Source organism: Pedosphaera parvula Ellin514, assembly GCF_000172555.1.
In the GTDB taxonomy this organism is placed as follows: domain Bacteria; phylum Verrucomicrobiota; class Verrucomicrobiia; order Limisphaerales; family Pedosphaeraceae; genus Pedosphaera.
In genome coordinates this window covers 1-23521 of record NZ_ABOX02000074.1, presented here as the reverse complement: position 1 = coordinate 23521, position 23521 = coordinate 1, and the positions used below count along the sequence as shown (strand labels likewise).

Sequence of the window (23521 nt, the reverse complement as noted above, 5' to 3'; positions counted from 1 at the left end):
GGCCAGCCTGGCGAGTTTGCTGATCCTGCCGGCAGCCTCGCTTCTTCCGTCGATTTGGTCCGGACCGAGTCGGGCTGATCATTTCATCCATCAATGGGTGGGTAATATGGCTCCTTCTGGAAATACCCTGCCGAACGTGTCCCTAGTCTCGGCCAAACCTGATGCATCACAAAGTGCTGCGACTGGCAGGGCTGATGATCATGGTCCATTGGCGGTCGCTACGTCACCCAGCTGGCATGTAGATTTCCGCTGGTGTGTGCTGTTGGTTTGGGCTGCGGGTGCATTGGTTGTGCTGCTCGGCTTCGTTTCTCGCTCGAGGTTGTTGCGTGGAATCGAAAGAACTGCACAAGTTTTGGATGATCCTGAGTGGTTGAGACTGGTGGATGCAGTTCGGAGTGAGTTGGGGTTGAAACGGAGCGTGCGTGTGCTGGTTTCCTCTGAACCGCTCATGCCGATGACATGGGGATGGCGACGACCGGTAGTGCTGCTGTCGGCAGGTGCGGTGCAGTGGGAGAGGGAACGGTTCCGGGTAGTGTTACGACATGAACTCGCGCATGTGAAGCGTTGGGACTGCCTGACGCAGGAAGTGGCCAACTTGGTGCGAGCTTTTTACTGGTTTAATCCTCTGGTCTGGCTGGCGGCGCGGCAAATGTGCCTGGAGCGCGAGCGGGCTTGTGATGACCTGGTGTTGAGTGCGGGAGCGAGGCCTTCGGAATATGCGGGGCATTTGTTGGAGATTGCGCGGCAGTTTGCTTATGCGCCGCGGGTAGAGGCGATTGCCATGGCGAGGCCGTCGAGCTTGGAGCGTAGGCTGCGGGTGATTGTAGATGCCAGCCATAGGCCAAGCCGATTGCGTCCAGCAAGCGCTTTTGCCATCTTGATAATGGTGAGCGCGCTGGCACTTGGCGTGGGCGGATACAAATCGACGGCAGCGTCAGCGGAGAACAGTGCAGAGAAAGCCGACGCGCTTCGTCAGCAGCAGCTTGTCAGGCTACAAACATTCTTTACAGCGAAGGAAAAGCAGTCGCTGGAGCTTGCGGCCAAGGCTGGAGAAACAAATTTGTTGCCAGAGTTTCATCCTTATTTCGACGCCGCAGCCAAAGGAGATTGGCAAACGGTGAGTAACATCTATGCAGATTTTCATCGGCGGCATCCGCAATATGCGAACAGCACCGGCGATACAAACCTCATCGTCAGCTATTGGCAGCCGTTGCTCGAAACGGGTCTCGCTTATAAAGAAGTGGCTTCCGATGAAGCGCGATACGTTCAGACGTTTATTGATGAGACCATCAACTCCATTCCTGCCGGCAGCATTTATTTTGGCGGCACGGATCCGGGACGCGGACTGATCACGGCGTTCATCAAGTCGCACCAAGATGCTGATCCCTTCTTCGTGCTCACACAAAATGCCCTGGCGGACAGTAGCTATCTGGAATACCTGCAGACCATGTATGGTGGGAAAATATATGTTCCGTCGAAGGAAGAATCGGAAAAGTGTTTTCAGGAATATGTGTCGGATGCGACGAGGCGGTTGGATCATGATACAAACTTTCCCAAGGAACCAAGACAGATCAAACCGAGCGAGAACGTGTATCGGGTGAAAGGTAATGTCAAAGTTTCAGGCCAGGTGGCGGTGATGTCCATTAACGGATTGATCACAAAAATAATCTTCGACAAAAATCCGGACCGTGAATTCTACATTGAGGAAAGCTTTCCGCTTGATTGGATGTATCCCTATCTTGAACCGCATGGGTTGATTCTTAAACTCAACCGACAGAAAGTTGGGACGTTAACCAATGAAGCCGTTCAACGCGATCACGAGTATTGGACGCGCCAGCTCCAGCCCATGATTGGCGATTGGTTGAACTCTGATACTTCGTCCAAGGAATTGGCGGCATTTGTTGAAAAGGTGTATGTGCAGCACGATTTGAGCGGATTCAAGGGAGACCCGCGGTTTGTGCAGGACGAGAACGCGTGCAAACTGTTTTCGAAACTGCGGAGCAGCATTGGAGGTGTTTACAAGTGGCACATTAAAAATGCCAAGACTCCCGATGAGCGGGCGAGCATGAACAAGGAGGCCGAGTTTGCCTTCAAGCAGGCATTTGCCCTCTGCCCAGACAACACTGAGACGGTGTTTCGTTATGTGCAATTTTTGTTGCCAGCCAAAGTCGGTGACCCCATGCACAGACTTGATGAAGCCATTCTCATAGCCGAGGCGGCGGCTCACATGCCGTCGTTTCAAGGGGAGAATGGGCAACAAATGCGTGGGCTGGTTGCACAACTGAAAGGATTTCGAAAATAGGGTGGGGGACCTGAGCAGCAGCGATGCTGTTTAAAGCAAAATGGGAGCCGGGGCTAAGTTCCGGCTCCTCTTCGTTTTTTGAACGTGGCAGGGAAGGTGGGGGATGTTTAGACAAACTTTCTGGAAGCAGGAACAGGGTGACTTGGTAAGGAAACTGTTGAAACAGTTTCGTCATGGAGCGGGCATCGGACACCCAACTCAAGTCGGATGCTAATGAGAGGACGCGGGTGTTCATTTCACTCCGGCTTTGGCGGCGGCTTCGGGGTCGATGGCTTTGAGGGCGTTGGTTATCGGGGCAAGGATGAAAGCGTCGTTTTTGGAATTCGTCAGTTCGTTGAGGAGCATGGGGATGGCGGCCTTCGCCCGTGGGCCCATTTCTCCCAGGGTACTGATGGCGCTCCATTTTGTGGGCGAGTCCAAGCCAGGGCAGTCTGAAATAAGTATAGGAAGCGCGATGCTTTTTTCCGAGGAGATGTTCCAGACGGCGGATGCTATTTGAACGCGTAAGTAAGTATCAGCCGAGGGTAGCAGGTTGGTCAATGCGGGAACAGAGCTTGCGGCGGCAGGGCCGATGCTGCCCAATGCCTTCGCCGCAGCAGCGCGAGAATGGAAAGTCGAGAGTTTGTTGCGACCAGCCTCGCTAGCCTGCAATGAGGCGATGAGTGCAGGAACTGCATTTGAAGCAGCGGGGCCAAGCTCGCCCAGTGCCATTGCTGATTCCCAGCGAACGGCTGGATCGAGATCTCTTAAAAGGGAAATGCAAAGGGATGTTTCATCCTTGGTTGAAAGCCATTTTGGCCTATGCCCCAGCACTACCGAAGCAGCTGCTTCCCTGACAGCGGGGTTGCCGGACTTGAGTTGGGAGCGCAACTGCTCGACCGGATTGGCGTCTGCGAATTGAAAGAGAGCACCGATGGCCTCGTCCACTGAAAAGTTTTCTGGCTTGGGTTGCGGCAAAACCATTTTTAAAAAGGCGGGCAGGGTCGACCAGACTTCCCGATATTTATTTCGCATCGGTGAATCATTGCCTTCCAATGTGCGGAAAATGATGGGGATGGCGTTGGTTCCCATTTGTCCCAGAGCCTTCATGGCCTTCTGCTGCTCTTCGCTGGCTGGTTCTGATGAGCCTTTTAGCTGGTGGCATTCTTCGAGCCAGAGGGTGAAAGGCTTGCCATTGTAGGATGGTTCACATGTATGCAGAAGGAGCCATGCCAAGCCGGCAACGGACACTGCGATGAGAGCGGCAACGATGACTTTGGTTCGCTTGCGGGATGGCGGGTTGGCGGTTGGGGGTGTTATTTTCATTTCACTCCAGCTTTGGCGGCGGCTGCGGGGTCGATGGCTTTGAGGGCGTTGGTTATCGGGGCAAGGATGAAAGCGTCGTTTTTGGAATTCGTCAGTTCGTTGAGGAGCATGGGGAGGGCATTTGTCGCCCGCGGGCCCATTTCCGCCAGGCAAATGATGGCGTTGTATTTTTTGTACTTGTCCAACATTTTGAAGTTTGTGGAGTCCAGTGTGGGAATGTCGGAAATAAGTATCGGTAGAGCCTGATGTTCGTCGGAGGTGATGCGCCACACAGCTGAGGCAACCTCAATTCGCAGGTAAACGTTGGTCGAGGTGAGCAGGTTGGTGAGTGCGGGGAGTGAACTTGCGGCGGCGGGGCCGATGCGGCCAAGGGCGCATGCCGCGACGGAACGACAATCGACGGTGCCGCCTTTGCGGTAGGCCTCGCTGCCTTGCAATGTGGTGATGAGTGCGGGGACTGCGTTTGATGCAGCCGGGCCGATGGCTGAGATCAGGCTCGCGGAAATAGCACGGGCCAGAGCACTTGAGTCTTTTAAACCGGAAATGGAAATAGATAAAAGGTCTTTGTCAGGAAAGGAGTGTGGATACATGGACTTGAACGAAAGTAGGCATTGCAAAGCCACTTCCCGAACTGCGGGATTGTGAGACCTGGGAAGCTGGATCAATTGAGGAACCGCATTTGCGGCAAAATCCGGGGTGACAAAATGTAGAAATGTCGTGTGAGCGTCAGACACGAAAAAAGCTTCCGGCTTTGGCTCAGGCAACACTTTTTTGAGCAAGCCGGGGAGTTTGGGCCAGGTTTCGCGATACTTGTTTATCATTGGAGAATCGTTTTTCTCCACTGCGCGGACAATGATGGGGACGGCTTTGGGTCCCATCTGGCCCAACACTTTCATGGACTGCCGGTTTTCCTCGGTTAATGTTCCGGAACGATTTTTCTGGCTGTATTCCTCGAGCCAGAGGGTGAACGGTTTGCCGTTGTACGAGGGTTCTCGGGTACGTGTGAGGAGCCATGCCAGTCCGGCAATGGAGATTAGAATGAGAGCGACGACGATGACTTTGGTTCGCCTGCGTGATGTTGGGTTGTTGGTTGGCGGTGTGATTTTCATTTCACGCCAGCCTTGGCGGCGGCTTCGGGGTCGATGGCTTTGAGGGCGTCGGAGATACGGTCCCTGGCCGCTTTGTTGGTCTCGCTGTTGAGCAGTGCAATCCATGCAGGAATTGCTGAATTCGCGTTCGTTCCAAATTTCACGCCGGCTTTGGTGGCGGCTTCGGGATCGATGGCTTTGAGGGCGTTGGTCACCAATTGGAGCGTGTAACGTTCGTTTTTGGAATTTGTCAGTTCGTTGAGGAGCATGGGGATGGCAGTTTTCGCTCGTGGTCCCATTTCGCCCACGGGACGGATGGCGCTCGATTTAAAGGATGGATCCAGCTTTGGACCTTCTGAAATGAGGACGGGCAATGCGATGCTTTCGTTCGAGGTGATGTGCCAGATAGCAGAAGCGACTTCGATGCGCAGGTAAACATTGGTCGAGGTGAGCAGGTTGGTGAGCGCAGGAACCGCGCTTGCGGCGGCGGGTCCGATGCTTCCCAAGGCACCCGCCGCGGCGTCTGGAGCACCGATCGTTATGCCTTTGTAGCGACCAGCATTGCTGCCTTGCAACGCCAGGATGAGTTCAGGGACTGCATTTGAAGCGGCAGGACCAATCGACTCCAGTGCCATGGCTGCATCGAAGCGAACCATTGAATCGGGGTCTTTCAGACATGGAATGCAAAGCGCGAGGATCTGCTCGTTTGAAAGAGGCTTGGGGTAGGTATAGAGCCACATACCGATTGCGACTTCCCGAACCGCGGGGTTGCGGGATTGAAGCAGTGCAGGAAGGTGGTCAAGAATGTGGGTGCCTACCACGCGGCGGAGCATTTCCGAGGCGTCACCTGTGGAAAAACGTAGTTCCGGCCTGGGGAGAATCTTTTTTATGAAGGCAGGGAGTGTTGGCCAGGTTTCCCGATATTTGTCCCGCATTGGAGAATCATTATTTTCCAATGTGCGGATAATGATGGGGATGGCGTTGGGGCCCATTTCGCCGAGCGCTTTCATGGCTTGCCGGTGTTCCTTGTCTAATTTTCCGGAACTATTTTGCTTACTGTATTCCTCGAGCCATAGGGTGAACGGCTTGCCGTTGTACCCGGGTTCAGGTCCGGGCCGAATTAGCCATGCCAATCCGGCGATGCAGGTCAGAACGAGGGCGGCGAGGACGAGCTTGGTTCGTTTGCGGGATGGCGGGTTGGTGGTTGGGGGTGTGATTTTCATTTCACGCCAGCCCGGGCTGCGGATGCGGAATCGATTAATTTGAGGGCATTGGTTGCGGATTCGCGAACGGGGAGTTCCTTGTCTTTTGTCATTTGAAGCAGTTGTGGGACGGATGAGCGGGCGGAGTAGCCCCAAAGGCCAAGGACGAAGGCGGCATTTTCTCGCGCAACCGCATCCGGGCTTTTCAGCATTTCGTTCATGGTGGCAATCATGTCAGGGGAAACCGGATTGAAGGAGCGAAGTGAAGTCGCGGCGAGGTTTCTGACAATTGCGTGTTGATTGGTTAGTGCCCGACACAAAGGTTGGAAGGCTTCAGGGCTACCCATGTTTCCCAGGGCGCAGGTGGCGGCCGTGGCAGTCGGCTGTTTTTCAGAAAGCATCTTTTCCAACGCGGGTAAAGCTGAAGTGCCCACGAGTGAGAGGGCATGGATTGCTGTGGCGTTGTGTTCAAAAGTTGAGGTGAATTGGAATTTAATGAACGACTGCTTATCGAGCAGGCGCTGGCAGAGGATTTTTAGATCGGAATCCTTTGCATTCGCCACTAGTACTGGCACGGCATTGCTTCCCATGCTGTGAAAGGCTTGCACGATTTCGGCATATTCTCCATTCGTCTGCATGGAAGGGAAAACGGGTCTCAGTTCACCGGCTCGAGTTGAAGTTCGAGCTTGCTCCAGCCAAAAGCTTAGCGGCTTGCCATTATAGGAGGGTTCGGGTGTGGGCCAAACGAGCCATGTCAGTCCGACGACGCAGATCAGAACGAGAGAGACGATGACGACTTTGGTTCGCGTGCGTGAAGACGGGTTGCTGGTCGGGTGTGGGAAGTTCATTTAACGGTGCGAGGGGCTTGCCGCGTGGAGCGGGTGGATTGGTTCATGTCGCGGTCCCCCTCACTTGTGTTCTCTCCCCAAGGAGAGAGTCGTACGACTTGCGCGATTGGGTGGGTTAGAGTTCATTGCGGTTATTGTCGTGGATTGAGCTTTTAAGAATAAGAGTGATGTTCATTTCACACCGGCTTTGGCGGCGACTTCGGGGTCGATGGATTTGAGGGCATTCGTTAGCAGGATCATAGTGATGGTATTGTTTGTGCCACTGGTCAACTCTTTGAGAAGCAGGGGGACAGCACTGGCGGCGGGTGGGCCGATGCTGCCCAATGCTATCGCCGTACTTCCGCAAGAGAAGGATAGCGAATCTTTTTTGCGACCCTTTATTATGGTACCCTGCAAAGACAGCATGAGCTCAGGAATTGCGTTTGAAGCCGCGGGACCAACTTTCGCCGCCACATGTGCCGCATATTGTCGAACGAACGGACTAGGGTCTGTCAGAGCAGGCCGGCAAATAGATAGCAGGTCATCATCAGGAAATGAAAGAGTGTCGCGGTTACAACGAAGCATGTAGTAAAAAGCCAGTTCCCGGACAGCGGGGTTGCGAGACCTGGCAAGTCGCGGCAATTGAGGAATAACATGGGTTGATGCGACAAAAAGGAATGCTCTTTCAGCGTCATGCGTCGAGAAAGCTTCGGGTTTTGGCTTGGGCAAGACCCGTTTGACCCAGGCAGGTAGTGTTGACCAGGCTTCCCGATATTTATTTACCATCGGTGAATCATTTCGTTCGAGTGTAAGAACGATAATAGGAATCGCTTCGGCCCCCATTTCGCCCAGTGCCTGCATGGCCTTATCGTGTTCTTCGGAGTGGCGGCGTTGACTGTATTCTTCGAGCCAGAAGCTAAACGGTTTGCCGTTGTAAGAGGGGTCGCGATTTTGCGTCAAGAGCCATGCGAATGCGGCAATGGAGAGGGCAATGAGAAAGCCAACGATGATTTTGGTTCGCTTGCGGGATGGCGGATTGCTGGTTAGAGGTGAGATTCTCATTTCACTCCGGCTTTGGCGGCGGCTGCGGGATCGATTTGGGAGAGGCTTTTTTGCGCATGGCTCACGATGTCTGTATTCGGGTTTTGAAGCAGTTGGATAAGCGTGGGAACTGCAGGCCTGGCACCAGGTCCGAAGGCGATCAGGGCATCCATGGCTTCGTTTTGAACTGTCGAAGAATCGTTCAGGCATTTTATCAATGTGGGTAGAACGAGGCCGGGTTCCGGTCGGATCTGACTGAGGGCATTAATGGCATACGCCCTCACCTCAGTTTCCCCGGAATGCTCTGCAGCCTGTATTAGCGATGGGATGGCTGCCTTGGCTGCCGGTCCGATGTTTCCCAATGTCATGGCGGTATAGCGCTGGGATGGAGCGGAGGGAGGGTTATTGTAGAGTTCGATTAAAGCGGGGACAGCGTTGCTGCCTTTGGCACCCAAAGCTGTAAAGGCGCATGCGGCCTGCCAGTTTTGTCGCCAAGCCTGGACGTGCTGGATTTTGAAGAGATGTTGTTTGTAGGCCAGAGCAAGCAATCTGCGTTTCCAGGGAGAGGAATCGTTGGCGCGGAGCATTACCAGCAAAGTCGGGAAGGCGTTGGTGCCGATGTATTGGATGGCGGTTTCGGCTTGTGCTTGTTTCTCCGAGTCGCTTCCGGGATGTGGCCAATGGTTGGTGCCGTATTGTTCACACCATGCGCTCAATGGTTTTCCTGCATGGACAGGCTCGTGCGAGCTTAGTACGCCCCAAGTGATGATGCCGAGGATGGCAATGACAAAGACAGCAAATACGATTTGGGATCGTTTCCTCACGGTGCGCATGGTAGCGGGAGCTTTGAGGGGAGGGCAAAGGGATTTTGAATGTTCGTTGGTTGAATTAAATGCATTCGTGACCTTGAAATCAGTTGAGAGACGAAACTGAAGTTTGGAATTATGTGAGTTCCCCGAACCGAAAGGTGGATGATTGTGCTGTCCTGTTCCGCTTCGGATTGCGGGAGTTGAAAAGTCATTATCGTTGGACCGAAACGGATTCTTTTGGGGGAATGTGTTCCCAGGCCTCCGCCTTCGGCTCCGACCTGGGCTAAGGTAAAGCCGACCCTTTGGGCCTTAAGTCGTGGGGACCTCCGGAGGTCGTGGGTTGGTTTGCAGTGTCCCTGGAAAGTTTCATTTACAAGTGGTGGTCAACTGATTTGTAAAGAAGGAAGAGAATGGCATTTGGCAATGTTCTGCTTGAATTGGCTTTATCTGGCGATCGTGGGTTCCTCCCCGCAATTGGGGATGGAAGGAATGGAGGGGCGTTGTTAATTAATTCTTTCCGGCCCCAGACGTGATTGAAGACTGGGCCTTTGTTTTCGTTTTGCCAGGAAATAATAGAAGATTTAGACTTATGAATCGCCTCACGAAATTTCTTTGCCGATGGGTTCGGGCGGTCGGATTTCTCCTCACCACAATCTGGATCATTCCCGCTTTTTCCCAGGACTTTCACTTCGAGGGTTCGATTACACGGCCGATTTTGGAAAACTATCTTTCGCGATCGATTTCGTTTACCGAGTTGCTGCATGACGATTTGAGCCAGCCACGGAATAAGCGTGGCGTGGATCCGCATGATAACCTGCGGTTCATTTTGGATACCAAGACGAAGTTTGTGGGGCGGGCGCTCATGCTTTGGGGGCGGGAAACCAATCTTGTGTCGTTCCTGAAAAATGCGAAGCCGTTTGCGGAGGCTGTGCATCAGGCTGATCCGGAAATTGTGCTGCAAGCGGCGGCGTTTGAGATTGTGACGAAGCAGGTGGAGGGTGTTGCGATTCCGGAACGTGTGTTGCGTGAATTTGGGCAGGCGGTGACGAATCGGAACTTCAGTTATGAGGCGATGATTTATGCGGATGGCAGGTTTGTGAATCATTGGGGCAACGGCGCTTCGGTGCCGGACATGAGTCGGTTGGAGACGCGGATGTGGTTTTATTTTTTGGCGAGCAGTTACATCGATGTTGGGATTGAAGCGATTCACTTTGGCCAGGTGGGGCTGATGGATAAGAATGATCCGGGGCATGCTGGCTGGCAGGATATGTTGAAGCGGGTTCGAGCCTATGCGCGCACGCATGCGCGGCGGCATTTTCTATTGTGTGATGCGCATACTCCGACGGGAGGTTATGTGGAGGATGGCAAGCTATTGTTTGATTTTCATTCCTTTCCGTTGCGCATCGCTGAAGTGGAGGGGCAGCCTTATAAAGGCGTTCTGAAAGTGGGTTATTCGGATGGCATTTTCCTGAGGAGCAAAGGAGGGATGACACCCAGTGGTTGGTCGTGTGAGCATCTGCCTTATCTCGTGGAGTTTGATAATTTCGGGAGTCATAATCCGGGAAAACCGGGCAAGGACCCTTTCATTTGGGGGTGGGATGAAATTACCTGGTTCGCACTGCTGCCTGAAACGGAGCGGAATGATTGGCTTCGTTATGCCTGGAAATGGGTGAAGGAAACGGATTCAAATGGTCATTTGCAAATGCCGGGCAGCCGGGTTCTGCGGCCGGGAGTTCAAGGCGGGCCAAATTGGTATTGGGCAAATGCCAGGAGCGATGCGTGTCCCGATGGGTTTAATACGGAAGCGGTCATCAGGGAGCTTTGGGGAACGGGCAAGGGCAAGGGTAAGTAGTGGTGGTGGATGAAGACTGGAAGACGTGCACGATTGTCATTGTTTCGTGGTGCGTGGTGCGTGTGGGTGGTAAAAGGCGGTCTTGACGTTGAGCGGGAAAATGAATGTAGTTCTGGGGTCCCAAGTCTTATTAATGGCTGCCAAGCATTTGGCTTAATCTTTTTACAGATATGAATATGAAACGTTCGCTGTTGTGGTCGGGGTTGGTTTTGGCTGGTGTAGTGCTGTCCTGGGTTGGAAGTCCCATGTCGGCACAGGCGGAGCCGAAGCATTTGCTGGTGGTGACAGTGACGAAGGGTTTTCGGCACAGCTCCATTCCGACGTCGGAGAAGGTGCTGGGTGAGCTGGCGGCGAAGGATGGATCGTTCACGGTGGATTATGTGCGGAACGATGATGAGATGAAGGAGAAGATGACGCCGTCGGCATTAAAGAAGTATGACGGGGTGATTTTTGCGAGCACGACGGGGGTTTTGCCGTTGCCGGACAAGCAGGCGTTTTTGGATTGGATCAAATCGGGCAAGGCATTCATCGGGATGCACGCGGCGACGGATACGTTTCATGCCGCAAATGATAAGGAGATTGACCCGTATATCGACATGATCGGCGGGGAGTTTAAGACGCATTATCCGGGTGTTTATGATGTGGAGTGTTTGAACGAGGACCCGAAACATCCGGCGACGCGGGAAGTGCCGATGGTTTATCCGGTGAACGATGAAATTTATGTGATGAAGAGTTACTTCCCGGAAAAAGTGCACAGTTTGTTGTGGCTGGATAAAAATCCCAAGTTCAAGACGCCGGGGGATTATCCGGTGGCCTGGTGCAAGAAGTATGGGGAAGGGAATGTGTTTTATACGTCGCTGGGACATCGCGAAGAGGTTTGGCAGAGCGATACGTATCAAAAGCATATCCTGGGCGGCATCAAATGGGCGCTGGGGTTGGAACAAGGGGACGCGAAGCCACAATCGATGGCCTATAAGGTAAGCAAGGAAGAGGCGAGGGAAGGTTTCAAGCCGCTATTTGACGGGACAGATTTGAAAGGGTGGCATTTGCGCAGTTCGGATGGGAAGGAGAGCTGGAGTGTGCAGCATGGGATGTTGGTAAATGAATCGGCACCTATCCAGCATGGAACCGATCTGGTGAGCGATGCCAAGTTCCGGGATTTCGTGGTGCGCTATGAATATATGGTGCCATCAAACAGCAACAGCGGTTTTTATTTGCGTGGCCGTTGTGAGATCCAGGTGTTGGATGATTATGAGAAGGGGCAACCTGCACCGGGTGGGAACGGGGCAATTTATAATCTCGAGCCGGTAAGCAAATTTGTGTCGAAGAAGCCGGGCGAGTGGCAGACGGCGGAAGTGACGATGAAAGGGGATCAGGTGACTGTGGTTTTGAACGGCGAGAAGGTGCATGACAGTACGAAGGTGGATCGGGCCACAGGCGGGGAGTTGGATAGGAATATAGATTTTCCCGGGCCGTTTATGTTGCAGGGAGATCACGGAGCGGTGGCATTTCGAAATTTGCGGGTGAAGGGGTTGAAGTAAGCCGGGAAACGAAAGTTCAACAAAATAAAATGAACGTTGCCTTGTCATCATCGCTGAGCGGAATCAAGGGTGCCATTAGTGCTTGGAACGGACGGGTGGTGATGATAAACGTAGCATCGCAATATGAATAACCACGCAGCCGGCACAGGCCAAAATGGCCAGAACGATTGGAACCGCAGGGATTTTATCAAGAGCGCATCCTCCTTCGGCGCTTTGATGGCATTGATGGGCGGGATTCCGCTTCAGGCCGCCGATAGCACCAACGCTGCTCCGGGTGGGGCGACGAGTTACAGCACGGTGGGTGCGCCTTTGAACATCGGGGTGATCGGGTGCGGGGTTTGGGGACGTGAGATTTTGAATACGCTGGCGCGTTTGCCGAATGCGCCGGCGGTGGCGGTTTGCGACACTTACCAGGCGTTTTTGAATCGGGGAAAGGAAGCAGCGCCGAAAGCGCAGGCGTATAAAGATTACAAGGAGTTGCTCGCGCAAAAGGATGTGCAGGGTGTGGTGGTGGCGACGCCAACGCCGAAGCATCGGGAGATCGTTGAAGCGGCATTGAAGGCCGGGAAGCATGTGTATTGCGAAGCGCCGTTTGCCACGACGGTGGAGGATACGCAAGCCATCGCGAAGGCTGCAAAAGCGGCGGTGAAGCTGAATTTTCAATCGGGATTGCAAGGTCGCTCCGATCCGCAACGTCACTTTTTGCTGACGTTCATTCGTAGCGGTTCGATGGGGCGCAATGTCATGGCCCGTTCGCAGTGGCACAAGAAGGAAAGCTGGCGCCGGACTTCGCCGAATCCCGAGCGGGAGAAGGAATTAAACTGGCGGCTGCGCAAGAGTGAGTCGCTGGGGCTGATTGGTGAGATCGGGATTCATCAATTGGATTTGATGAGTTGGTTCATCAATGATCGGCCGACGGCAGTGACGGGCTTTGGCGGGATTTTGAATTGGAACGATGGGCGGGATGTGGCGGACACGATCCAGAGTTTGTTTCAGTTTCCGGGCAGTGTAAATTTCAGCTACGATTGCACGCTGGCGAGCTCGTTTGATGCTGATTACGATATGATTTACGGGACGGATGCGACGATCATGATGCGTGGGAACAAGGCATGGATGTTCAAGGAACCTGACTCGCCGCTGTTGGGTTGGGAAGTGTATGCGCGCAAGGATCAGTTCTATCAGGAGACGGGCATAGCACTGGTGGCGAATGCAACGAAGCTGGTGGCTTTGCAGAAGACGAACGAAGAAGTCGCGCCGTATACCGACACACCGTTGCACTTTGCGTTGGAAGCCTTCGTGAAGAATAGCAACGTGGTGGCAACCGGCGTGGAGGATTTCGTTTCCAACTTTGGCGACACGACCGATGGCTTGCGGGATTATCTGGCCGGGTTGTCGAAGAGTCGCAAGCCGGCAGCCGGATATCAGGAAGGTTTTGAGGCGACCATGGCGGTGATCAAGGCGAACGAGGCCATTACCAAAGGGCAGAAGATTGAGTTCGGGAAGGACTGGTTTCAGATTTAAGTGATGGCTGAATGGCCAATATGCGTTAAACGTCTTATAAATAGCTGAAAATTTAATTTTGCTGATCAAATGAAAATGTCATCTTTCGGAATTTCGAGTGTTGCGGCCATGGCGGGTGCGGTCCTGGTTTTAGCTGCGTCTGCGAGCGCCGAGGAAATGGTGCGTTATCTTGGGCGACCGGGGAGCAAGGTTCAGATTGCCGGGACATCGACCATCCATGATTGGACGATGGATGGACAGATTATCGGCGGTTACATGGAGTTTCCCAAGGATGTGGTGCTGGATTCTTCACAGGCGTCGTCGGCTGGTTTGAAGGCTGGGAAAGTCAATGCGCATGTGGAGGCGTCGATTCCAGTTCACTCGGTAAAGAGTGGCAAGAGCGGAATGGATGAAGTGATGCAGCAGGCGATGGATGAGAAGACGTACCCAAAAATTCAATATCACCTGACCGAAATGACGTTTAAGGAGCCGCATGCCGCAGGCAGCCCGCTGCAGTTCGATACCAAGGGACAGTTGGTGGTGCATGGAGTTACCAACACGATTGCATTGCCGGTGACGATCGAGAATGTGGATAAGACGAAGCTTAAAGTGGTTGGCACTATTCCGCTCAAGATGACCGACTACCAGGTGAAACCACCAGCACCTTCAATAGGCTTGGGATTGATCAAAACCGGTGACGAAGTGAAGATTTCCTTTGAATGGATGGTTGCTCAACCTGAGAAGGCTGTTGAGGCGAAGTAGTTGGATAAGTGTTGGGGTGTTTTGAATTCAGGAAAGTTAAGCCGCCGAGGAGACAGTAAAGTGGCGATGGACCGAGAGAGAAGATTGGAGCAGGTGATCTTCCAAGGCCAGCATCATCGCCAATCGCTCTTCGTCCCGATGTGGTTTTACCTCGTAAAGGTCAGCACCCAAATCCAGTGCTTTCTTGATGCAAGCCGTTTCCCTGAAATCAGTTAGCACTACAACTGTTATTTTGTAGGGAGCGCTTTCGAGAAGCCTTTTTAGGGTCTGCAGACCATATTTCCCCGGTTGTTTGAAATCCAGAAGAATAAGGTTGGGTAAGGGAAATTGCTGGCGGTCGGAGAATCGAGATTCGCCACGCAGATAAGAAATTGCCTCAGTTGCGCTCGAGAGTTCGGCAACAATTTGGAGGCCATCCACCAAGCCAATGGCGCGTCGAAGGAGCCGTCGATCGCCAGGCGAGCCATCGGCGATTAGCACACGAAACACTCTTGTGCAAGCATTGCCCATAGACTGAGTGTGGGTTGAAACAACCATCGAAAACCAGCTTGAAAGCGAAGGTTTTCACTAATAAAACATTCCCCATCTCAAGGAGTTACACAAATTAAAATAAAGGTGGTTGCCAAAAGATTGCAGTAGGGTTTTTAGAGTTGAATTCCGCCCGTTTCAGAACCGTTTATTTACAGGCGAACGACTATAGCTGCATGAATTTTAGTGGATTTATGATCCGCAGCCGTGTTGGAAAGCTGTTTTTTAGCATGCTCATCGAGGGCATTTAACTCGCCGAGTTGAGGGCTCTGCCAAATAAACCATTGGCAAATTCGGATTGGACGTGTTAGAAACACCCTCCGCTTTTTGATAAAGCGGTTAAAAAACCTTAGGATTTATTTATGTCACAGCATCGTAGTTTGCGCGCAGTGGCCACCATGGGTGGTAAACGGAACGTACTCAAGCGCTTTGAGCGCGTTGGTTTATTAAAGAAGCGTGGTCAATGGAAAGAGGGCGATCGTATCACCGGTCTTCGCAAGACCAAGCCTGAAGCCTAAGCCATACTTGCAATTCGAGTTGCGTGAGATGAATCTCGGATGAGGGCGGCATTATTGGCCCGTTTTCATCAGGTGTTCACAACGTAATTCGAAATATCCGTGGTTCGGTTGCAAAAATTTTTAGCGGAGGCCGGTGTCGCTTCACGGCGTGCCAGCGAGAGAATCATTCTGGGCGGACGTGTCTCGGTCAATGGCGATACAGTCCGAGAATTGGGCACCAAGGTGGATCCCATCCACGATTCAATTGCCTTGGATGGTGCGCCTCTCCGTTTGAAGCGGAAGCTTTATGTGGCTTTAAACAAGCCCCGCGGATACGTCTGTTCCCGAAAAGATGATCGAAAGCGGAAGGTGATTGGTGATTTGCTGCCTGCAGAATGGGACAATCTTTACTCGGTTGGCCGTCTCGATTCTGACAGTGAAGGCCTGATCTTTCTGACCAACGATGGTGAATTCAGCCTTCACCTGACCCATCCTCGTTATCGGGTGCTCAAAAAGTATTTGGCCACCGTGGAGGGAAGGGTGGAACAGGAGATGCTGCAGCGTTTTAAGCACGGCATAGTTCATGAAGGCGAAAAGCTGAAAGTAGACCGTGCCAGAACTTTGTCAGTTCAGAATTCTACAAGTTTGGTGGAGTTGGAGCTGACTGAAGGCAAAAATCGAGAGATCCGCCGGTTGTTTGAATCGCAGGGACTGACGGTGTCCCGTTTGGTGCGGATGCAAATAGGCAAGATCAAGTTAGGCGAATTGCGTAGTGGTAAATGGCGAATGTTGACAGAAGCCGAGATAAAATCTCTACTGTCCCAGTAACGAATATGAAAATGAAATACGGACTGATTTTGGCGGGGCTACTTTCGACCGGCGTGATGGCACAAGTGCCTTCCAACACGCCGCCATCATTACCACCTGTTCCTGATAGTGGGGCATCCGTGCCCCCTGCTGTCAGCACGCCCGCTCCGGCTCCTGCTACTCCCGGTCCGTTGCCTTCCGATACCACAGTAACCACGCCCGCTCCTGCGGATGCGGGCACGAACCTGCCAGCGGCCAAGCCAGCCAAAAAATCTTCCAAGAAGAAAACGGACAAGGCGGCGAAAAAGTCCACTGAGAAAAAGGAAGCCAAGGCCGCGAAGCCGGCAGTTGCGCCCAAGGAAGAAGCCGCTCCGCTCGCGCTGAATCAGCCTGCTGTCGCGAAGCAGGATCATGTTAATGTCCGCGGACAGGCCAACATCAACAGCGAAGTGATTGCCCACCTGAAGAAGGATCAGGTTGTTACAGTCCTTGAAGAAATTACTTTAAAGCATCCGAAGACCGATGAGCCTGCCAAATGGGCCAAAATTGCGCTTCCGAGTGATACCCATGTCTATGTGAATAGTGCTTTTCTCGACAATGGAACGGTGAAGCCAGCCAAGTTGAATCTGCGCACCGGCCCAGGTGAAAACTACAGTGTGGCCGGGTTACTCCACAAGGGAGACGCTGTTAAAGCAGTTGGCAATAAAGGTGACTGGACCGAAATTGAAGCTCCAACAAATGCCTTTGCGTTTGTGGCGGCCCATTTGCTGGCTCCAGCTCCGGCTACTCCTCCTGTTGAAATAGCGGCTGCAAATACACCTGCACCAGCAGCTCCTGCTCCGCCAACCCCCGCGCCCGTGGAAAACAATCCTCCAGTCGCTGCACCACCAACGGAAGTACCCAGCACTCCTCCTGCGGTTGTCCCAACTCCGGAGCCTCCTCCGGTTGCTGTCGCTCCTCCGGTAGTGACTCCAGCATTGCCAACGCCTCCTGCTCCGGAAGAGCCGCCAGCCAAGCGTGTCGTGCAACGCGAAGGCATCGTGACAGGAACTGTCAGCATCCAGGCTCCGACTTACTTTCAGCTCAAGAGCATCAATAACGGTGGTGTTATTGACTATCTCTATTCCGACTCCACCAATCTGGTTCTCAAGCGTTTCAAAGGGAAGAAGGTCATGGTTTCTGGGGAAGAAGGCCTGGATGAGCGCTGGCCCAACACACCGGTCCTGACTGTTCAATCGATTCAGCCCGTGGAGTAATGCCTGTTGCAAACCTCATTGATGGTCGTGCCATCGCGAGTCAAATCCAGGGTGAAACTGCCCAGCGAGTGACCGCGCTCAAAGCGCGCGGAGTGGAGCCTGGTCTGGTTTTCGTCCGTGTTGGTGAGGACCCTGCATCGAGGGTTTATGTGGGGATGAAGGAGAAGGTATCCTCGCAACTTGGCATTCGTTCCGAGACCAAAATTCTGCCTGAATCAGCCACCGAGGAGCAGTTGCTCGCGTTGGTGGCGCAGTTGAATGCAGATTCGCGTGTTCACGGAATTCTGGTTCAAGCACCACTACCCAGGCACATTCGCGAGACGGTAATTTATTCCGCCGTCCTGCCTGAAAAGGATGTCGATGGATTTCACCCGGTAAATGTCGGCAAGTTGATGCTGGGTGATCCCAATGGATTTTGGCCCTGCACGCCAGCGGGAGTATTGGAGTTGCTGGTGCGTTCGGGTGTGAAGATCGAAGGAGCGGAGGCGGTGATTTTGGGGCGGGGCAATATCGTGGGCAAACCGATGGCGGCGATACTTTGTCAGAAATCGAAGCAGGCGAATGCCACAGTGACCATCTGCCATTCGCAAACCCGGGATATTAAATCGCACTGCCGGCGTGCCGACATCTTGATTGCGGCCATGGGTGTGGCCAAGTTTGTAACTGCCGACATGGTCAAACCCGGTGCAGTGGTGGTCGATGTCGGAGTCAACCGGGTAAATGACCCTGCTGCTAAAGGCGGTTCCCGCCTGGTGGGAGATGTGGACTTCGAGGCTGTGCAACCCATTGCCGGGAAGATCACTCCCAATCCCGGTGGAGTTGGGCCGATGACTATTGCCATGCTGATGCAGAATACAGTCCGGGCCGCTGAGTTGGCTACTGGGAGTTGATAATCATTTTAACATTACCAAGGAAAGTTTAATAAAATATGCAAGCTGCACGAATCCTACCTGACCTGCAATGCTCTCTCTTGTGCGAGGAAATTCGCCAGGAATCAAACGGCAATTTCTTTATAATCGGTGTCATCAACTACATTCGCGTCCCCCAGGTACCGGTGACGGCGTTCAAGCTGAGTGTTTTCAATCGTTGGACAGCCGGGGTGGGCCAATTCACGGAAAACGTGCGGTTGGTTGCTCCTGATCAAACCACCGTCCTGCGGAAGAGTGAAATGAAATTTGAATTGAAAGATGCTGCGCTTCACTCGACGAACGTGACAGTATTCGGCCAGGTGGAATTTAAAATGCCGGGAAATTATTTTGTGGAAGTTCTCGTGGATGACGTCATGAAGCTGCGCTATTCAGTTCCTTTGATAGTGGTGCCGCAGGGGCAGAACCCACAAGCGCCCGGCGCATAATAATTGGTGATTCATAAAGAGGCTGGCGCTCCCAGTTTCAAGTGTGTAGGATAAACGACCGTGAAGCGCACTCCCACTTGGTGCGTCTCGCTTACTAATGAGCAACACGGTCCAAAACGGTTCGCAAGCTTGGGAGCCGCTTACACCTCGTGGTGTGGCGAGCTTCGCTCGCGCGTCCATTGGCCGGTTGTGGTTCGTGCAATTGATCGTTGCTGCGTTGGCTGCCGCGACCATCGGTTGGTTTTTTAATACCTCCATCTTCCCAGTCGTCAGGCAGGCGATCCAACAACTGCCGCTGGAGGGGGAAATTCGATTTCATCAACTAAGTTGGTCTGGCGATTCACCGCTCGAATTGGCTGAAAGTCATCTCCTGGGGATAGCGGTGGATCTCGATCATACGGGCCGAATAGGGCGGGAACCGAATTTCCAGATCGAATTTGGTCGTGATGATTTGCGAGTATTCGGCCTTTTGGGAGAATTTTCCTTTGATTATCCATCGGGCTGGAGAGTTGGCTTCAATCGAAAGGAATTGGAACCGTGGTGGGGAGCGCGAGAGCCTGGCATGCTGATGATCATAACTCTGGCAACCATTGTGGGGTTGATGATTTGTTGGACGGTGCTGGCGACTCTTTATTTCGTGCCGATCAAGATCATCAGTTTTTTTCAAAATCGCGATCTTCAATGGCGCGGCAGTTGGAAGCTGGCCGGAGCGGCACAGATGCCGGGGGCATTGTTTTTTACCTGCGTGGTAGTGGCGTTCACCTTGAATTGGTTCGACCTGATTGGCCTGGCAGGTTTCGCCGTTATTCACCTGCTCATTGGCTGGCTTTATCTTTTTGTGAGTCCTCTATTTCTATCACGTGATCCATTGGTTGCCCCCGCCACAACAAACCCTTTTATCAAGGAGGGTTCATCACAAAAGGGAGCTGTCCCCAAAAATCCTTTTTCCAAATCGCCTCACGCCGAGCCTGAGCAGTCCCAATCGACGTCCCAACCGGCGGAAGAGAAACCAATCGCCTAGGAACTAATTGAGCCTGCTGGTGTTTCTCCTGGCACGAAAGGATTTTTGAACACTGTTTTAAACAGATCTCGGGATAGTCTGCAACGCATCATTGCGTGTTGAAAAGGATTCGTTTAGCTTCGTGCCATGACTTGTTTTCGTTGGGCGTGGCGATACGCCGTAGGCATTATGATTTGCCTGATAGCAGCCGGGTGCCTTCCTCCTGGAGATAACCAATTGGACGAGCAAAAGGAGCCGCATTTCCTTACTGGAAAGAGCCAGGTCAATTCCATGGATTTCCAAAGTGCGATCGATTCCTTTGAAAAGGCATTGCAGGTTAATCCTCGTTCCGCATCGGCCCATTTTGAGCTGGCCTGGCTCTACGAAGGAGACAAAATCGACGACCCCGCTGCTGCCATCTACCATTACGAACAATTCCTGAAACTGCGCCCCAATTCTGATAAAACAGATGTGGTTAAAATGCACATTAACAGCTGCAAGCAAAAGATAGCCTCAAGCGTCTCGGTCATCGGTCAAATGTCACCTGAACGCCAACGGGAGTTGGAAAAACTTCTGGCTGAAAACAAGGACTTGAAAGAGCAGGTTGCTGCTTTAAAGGACCGGGTATCAAAATGGGAGGCATATTACGTCAGCCGACAGGCAGCGACCAACCAGGCGGTTTCCAATGTCACACCCGGTTCCCAATCCACTGGTGCTACCGCGGCAGTCAGGTCAACTGCTGAACCGGTTGCCAATGCAGCACGAACGACAACCTCTACCAGGCCAACTCCAACAAATGCCGTGAGGCCAGTTGCACCCGCTGCGACCCGTAGTCATGCTGTAAAAGCGGGAGAAACTCCGGCCATGATTGCCCGGCAGTATGGTGTTTCTCTCAATGCACTGCAGGCAGCAAATCCCCAGTTACAACCCACACGGATGAAAGTAGGGCAGGTAATTAGCATTCCCTCCCAATAGCGTAAGGTCATGCTCTCGCGACTCGTATTTTTGGTGATTACACTGTTCTGGGTGGCAATGACCCTATTACTTTGGCGCTCAGAATACATGGGAAAAGAGGGTGTGGGCACATCCGCACCCATGGAGATGGTTTGGCAGAAAATACTCACGGCTCCGGACAATTCTTCCTTGGAAATCAGCCATCACGGTCAAAAGATTGGCTATTGCCGCTGGGCAGCAATCGTCGGGCAGGATTTAACCAGCAGTAGGACCAATGTGGATGAAGTGCCCCCGGAAGGGATGGTGGAGTTCCTTTCCAATTACAGGATTGATTTCGAAGGGAATGTGGCGTTGGGTGAAGCTTCCAATCGTCTAAGATTTGATTTTAGCACCAGATTAAGCACGAATTACATTTGGCAGGATTTCGTTTTACGTCTTTATCTGCGGCCTAGTTCCTGGGAGATCAAGTCGCAGATTTCCGAGGAATCCATTCATTTGAAAATTGAGGATGGGAGCGAGAAGTCAGAGCGCTCCATCAAATTTGCCGATTTACAAAATCCGGAGTTCCTGATGCGTGAGTTTGAGCTGCCTGTGCCTATCCAACTGCTTGGCACGCTGGGGATACCAGCAAAATCGAAGTCCCTGACTTCAAGTTCATTGGGCTTGAAATGGGAAGCGCGTAATGACTGGTTTCATATTGGACACACCTCCGTTAAGGCTTATCGATTGGAAGCCAAGGTGTTGGATCGTTACAAAATCCTCGTATTTGTGAGTCAGGTCGGGGAAATATTGCGAGTGGAATTGCCAGATGAGGTAGTCCTGGTAAACGATCAATTAACGAATTTGTAAAAGCACTTTCATGATTGAGCTTATCCATTTGATAAAAAAATTTGGTGATCTGACGGCCGTTAACGACATCAGCCTTACCGTTCCTCGTGGGGAGTTTTTTGCCGTCTTGGGTCCAAATGCGGCAGGAAAGACCACCACGATTAAGATTCTTAGCGGATTGATCAAGCCCACCTCGGGTTGTGCCCGGGTGGGAGGGTTTGACGTGCAAACCCATCCTTTGGAGGCGCGGCGAAAGCTGGCCTACGTGCCGGATTTCCCATTTCTGTACGATAAACTCACCGCCTGGGAATTCTTCAGGTTCACCGGGCAATTGTTTCAGATGCATGATGAGCGTATCGAGATTGTTGGTCGGGAGCTGATTACCCGTTTCAACCTGGAACCCTTTGTCAACAAACCGATAGAAGGGCTCTCCCATGGGACGCGGCAACGGGTAGCAATTGTTTCGGCACTGCTTCACGACCCGGAGGTGTTCGTCATCGATGAGCCAATGGTTGGATTGGATCCGCATCACGCGCGGGTGGTGAAGGATGTTCTGAAAGAGAGATCCCTGGCAGGTATGACGGTGTTTCTTTCCACCCATCAGTTGAGTGTTGCCGAAGAAATGGCCGATCGAATCGGAATTATTCATCAGGGACGGTTGATCGCCGTTGGAACGCGGGAGGAGTTGCGCCGTCAAAGTGGGGCTTCCGGAGCTCTGGAACAAACTTTTCTTGCTCTCACGGCGCAAGAAGCCAATTTGGTTGAAGAAAAGGGTCCTGATAAGCTGAGCGCGTTGGGCAGGAAGGCATAGTTGTGGTCTAAATTATATCCGTATCAACCATTCTGGCTCTTTTAACGTCATTGTTCCCTGAAGTCCCCAGGTTGGAATAAAGATTTGGAAAAAATTTATTCCCCTTTTGAACAGATTTGAGGCTGGGCAGTCAATTACGCGTAGGAATTCCGTGGTGATGGGGGATAGCCCTCTTTCTCCAGTAGAATTGCTGACAGTCTGGTTGGGTGAGCTTTCTCGGTGGTCGACCGTCGAAGTTAAAGGTGCAAGTGTAACCGGATTCAATGGCGCAACAACATGTTTTAGTGCCGTTTATGCTAAAACAATGAGTAAGTTTTGTTTGACAGTCTGTAAGGGTCTAAAGTAAAAAATAAAGGCTTTTAGTGTTGAAGCCGCCTCATTAGGTCAATGTCTAACTTAAAAACTGATTTATGAAAAACATGCTAGCCTCCGCCGGGTTGATAACACTCGGTGCCGTGGGGGTTCAATCTGCTCAAGCTCAATTTCTCGCTGCCAATCCTGAAAAGCCTTGGAGTATCTCCGGTACGCTGCGCGGTTTTTACGATGACAACTACAATACCCAGCCGAACGGCTCGTTGCGAGTGGGTAGCTATGGCTTTGAAGTCCGCCCGGCAATCACATTCAACCTGCCGCTCGATCAGACCACACTTTCGCTGAGCTACGTTTACGATCTGAAGTGGTTTGAGGCGCGGGTGAGCGGCAATACTGATCAGAGTCATGATGTGGAAATTTTCCTGAACCACAATTTCAGCCCTCGCTATTCGCTTGATTTCGAAAATAGCTTTGTCATCGCTCAGGAGCCTGAGGTGATTGACCGCTCGTTAAGCGTTCCGACTCGCACGAATGGCAGCAATTTGCGTAATAACGGAGCTTTCAATTTCCATGCTGAGGTAACCGAGTTGCTTGGTTTGGTGCTGGGTTATTCCAATACCTTCTACGATTACGCGGAAAATAATCAAAACCAAAACCCGTTCGATGTTAATCCAAGTCGCTCGGCTCTTCTGGACCGTATCGAGCATCTCGTCAGCCTGAATTCACGCTGGCATGTCTTGCCGGAAACTACGGCGATTTTTGGCTATCAGTTTGGGGCGGTGGATTATTTGAGCGGTCAGAGCATAGCGGTTAAGCAGTTGGCAATCGTTCCTCCATTCCCATTCCCGCAGTTGGTGAGACCTTCCGGGCCTATCGCTTCTGATCGTAACAATTTTTCCCATTATCTTTATATCGGAGCTGAACATAGCTTGCGTAGCGATCTTT

Annotated in this window: 22 protein-coding genes and 1 pseudogene; 16 read left to right on the top strand and 7 right to left on the bottom strand. The window is 52.3% G+C overall.

What is annotated here, in order from left to right; all coding sequences use genetic code 11:
* Positions 1 to 2302 (top strand): M56 family metallopeptidase (locus CFLAV_RS29825; RefSeq protein ID WP_007418658.1); only part of this gene is annotated, 2302 nt, incomplete at its 5' end.
* A 231-nt stretch (positions 2303 to 2533) separates the two neighbouring features.
* Here the strand turns inward: CFLAV_RS29825 and CFLAV_RS29820 are convergent.
* The 6 genes and pseudogenes from CFLAV_RS29820 to CFLAV_RS29795 form a co-directional block, all read right to left on the bottom strand.
* Positions 2534 to 3607, bottom strand: coding sequence for a HEAT repeat domain-containing protein (locus CFLAV_RS29820; RefSeq protein ID WP_007418656.1), 1074 nt, complete (start codon positions 3605 to 3607; stop codon positions 2534 to 2536).
* Entirely contained in the window at positions 3604 to 4716 is a 1113-nt protein-coding gene (locus CFLAV_RS29815; RefSeq protein WP_007418655.1) for a HEAT repeat domain-containing protein, read from the bottom strand. Before CFLAV_RS29815 ends, CFLAV_RS29820 begins: the two co-directional genes overlap by 4 nt.
* A gap of 563 nt (positions 4717 to 5279) precedes the next feature.
* Positions 5280 to 5528, bottom strand: a pseudogene (locus CFLAV_RS37970) (HEAT repeat domain-containing protein); the annotation flags it as partial.
* A gap of 386 nt (positions 5529 to 5914) precedes the next feature.
* Positions 5915 to 6745 (bottom strand): HEAT repeat domain-containing protein, encoded by an 831-nt coding sequence (locus CFLAV_RS29805; protein ID WP_007418653.1) that lies wholly within the window; start codon positions 6743 to 6745, stop codon positions 5915 to 5917.
* Between the two features lie 171 nt (positions 6746 to 6916).
* Positions 6917 to 7786, bottom strand: a complete 870-nt coding sequence (locus CFLAV_RS29800; RefSeq protein ID WP_007418652.1) for a hypothetical protein — start codon at positions 7784 to 7786, stop codon at positions 6917 to 6919.
* On the bottom strand, positions 7783 to 8589 hold the full coding sequence (locus tag CFLAV_RS29795) for a HEAT repeat domain-containing protein (protein WP_160164689.1): 807 nt from the start codon (positions 8587 to 8589) through the stop codon (positions 7783 to 7785). Before CFLAV_RS29795 ends, CFLAV_RS29800 begins: the two co-directional genes overlap by 4 nt.
* Before the next feature lie 122 nt (positions 8590 to 8711).
* On the opposite strand from CFLAV_RS29795, the gene CFLAV_RS36765 reads away from it, so the two are divergent.
* The 5 genes from CFLAV_RS36765 (at position 8712) to CFLAV_RS29770 (ending at position 14229) form a co-directional block, all read left to right on the top strand.
* Positions 8712 to 8861 carry a hypothetical protein gene (locus tag CFLAV_RS36765; protein WP_237712483.1) on the top strand — a complete coding sequence of 50 codons (150 nt, stop codon included), beginning with the start codon at positions 8712 to 8714 and terminating at the stop codon, positions 8859 to 8861.
* A 302-nt stretch (positions 8862 to 9163) separates the two neighbouring features.
* Positions 9164 to 10426 carry a hypothetical protein gene (locus CFLAV_RS29785; protein ID WP_007418650.1) on the top strand — a complete coding sequence of 421 codons (1263 nt, stop codon included), beginning with the start codon at positions 9164 to 9166 and terminating at the stop codon, positions 10424 to 10426.
* 176 nt (positions 10427 to 10602) lie between these two features.
* The gene (locus CFLAV_RS29780; RefSeq protein ID WP_160164688.1) at positions 10603 to 11967 is read left to right on the top strand and encodes a ThuA domain-containing protein; all 1365 of its coding nucleotides are present in this window, start codon (positions 10603 to 10605) and stop codon (positions 11965 to 11967) included.
* Positions 11968 to 12090: 123 nt separating this feature from the next.
* Positions 12091 to 13488: a Gfo/Idh/MocA family protein gene (locus tag CFLAV_RS29775; protein WP_007418648.1), complete on the top strand. Its 1398-nt coding sequence runs from the start codon at positions 12091 to 12093 to the stop codon at positions 13486 to 13488.
* Between the two features lie 69 nt (positions 13489 to 13557).
* Positions 13558 to 14229, top strand: a complete 672-nt coding sequence (locus tag CFLAV_RS29770) for a YceI family protein (protein WP_007418647.1) — start codon at positions 13558 to 13560, stop codon at positions 14227 to 14229.
* Between the two features lie 36 nt (positions 14230 to 14265).
* Here CFLAV_RS29770 and CFLAV_RS33435 read toward each other — a convergent pair whose 3' ends face one another.
* Positions 14266 to 14739: a response regulator gene (locus CFLAV_RS33435; RefSeq protein WP_007418646.1), complete on the bottom strand. Its 474-nt coding sequence runs from the start codon at positions 14737 to 14739 to the stop codon at positions 14266 to 14268.
* Positions 14740 to 15119: 380 nt separating this feature from the next.
* Between CFLAV_RS33435 and CFLAV_RS34465 the strand changes: the two genes are divergently transcribed.
* From CFLAV_RS34465 to CFLAV_RS29720, 10 genes are all read left to right on the top strand, one after another.
* A complete protein-coding gene (locus tag CFLAV_RS34465) occupies positions 15120 to 15275 on the top strand; it encodes a small basic protein (protein WP_007418645.1) in 156 nt (51 codons plus the stop codon).
* A gap of 108 nt (positions 15276 to 15383) precedes the next feature.
* Positions 15384 to 16082, top strand: a complete 699-nt coding sequence (locus CFLAV_RS29760) for a pseudouridine synthase (protein ID WP_150107676.1) — start codon at positions 15384 to 15386, stop codon at positions 16080 to 16082.
* A 5-nt stretch (positions 16083 to 16087) separates the two neighbouring features.
* Positions 16088 to 17317, top strand: a complete 1230-nt coding sequence (locus tag CFLAV_RS36015) for an SH3 domain-containing protein (protein ID WP_007418643.1) — start codon at positions 16088 to 16090, stop codon at positions 17315 to 17317.
* Positions 17317 to 18207: a bifunctional 5,10-methylenetetrahydrofolate dehydrogenase/5,10-methenyltetrahydrofolate cyclohydrolase gene (locus tag CFLAV_RS29750; protein ID WP_007418642.1), complete on the top strand. Its 891-nt coding sequence runs from the start codon at positions 17317 to 17319 to the stop codon at positions 18205 to 18207. The genes CFLAV_RS36015 and CFLAV_RS29750 overlap by 1 nt, the downstream gene beginning before the upstream one ends.
* Before the next feature lie 38 nt (positions 18208 to 18245).
* Positions 18246 to 18671, top strand: coding sequence for a DUF6941 family protein (locus CFLAV_RS29745; RefSeq protein ID WP_007418641.1), 426 nt, complete (start codon positions 18246 to 18248; stop codon positions 18669 to 18671).
* Positions 18672 to 18768: 97 nt separating this feature from the next.
* Positions 18769 to 19692, top strand: coding sequence for a hypothetical protein (locus tag CFLAV_RS29740; RefSeq protein WP_007418640.1), 924 nt, complete (start codon positions 18769 to 18771; stop codon positions 19690 to 19692).
* Positions 19693 to 19860: 168 nt separating this feature from the next.
* Complete coding sequence (locus CFLAV_RS29735) at positions 19861 to 20646, top strand: LysM peptidoglycan-binding domain-containing protein (protein ID WP_007418639.1); 786 nt, start codon at positions 19861 to 19863, stop codon at positions 20644 to 20646.
* 9 nt (positions 20647 to 20655) lie between these two features.
* The gene (locus tag CFLAV_RS29730) at positions 20656 to 21474 is read left to right on the top strand and encodes a hypothetical protein (RefSeq protein ID WP_007418638.1); all 819 of its coding nucleotides are present in this window, start codon (positions 20656 to 20658) and stop codon (positions 21472 to 21474) included.
* A gap of 10 nt (positions 21475 to 21484) precedes the next feature.
* Positions 21485 to 22264 carry an ABC transporter ATP-binding protein gene (locus tag CFLAV_RS29725; RefSeq protein ID WP_007418637.1) on the top strand — a complete coding sequence of 260 codons (780 nt, stop codon included), beginning with the start codon at positions 21485 to 21487 and terminating at the stop codon, positions 22262 to 22264.
* 410 nt (positions 22265 to 22674) lie between these two features.
* Positions 22675 to 23521, top strand: an 847-nt coding sequence (locus CFLAV_RS29720; RefSeq protein WP_007418636.1) for a hypothetical protein, incomplete at its 3' end; no start/stop codon positions are given.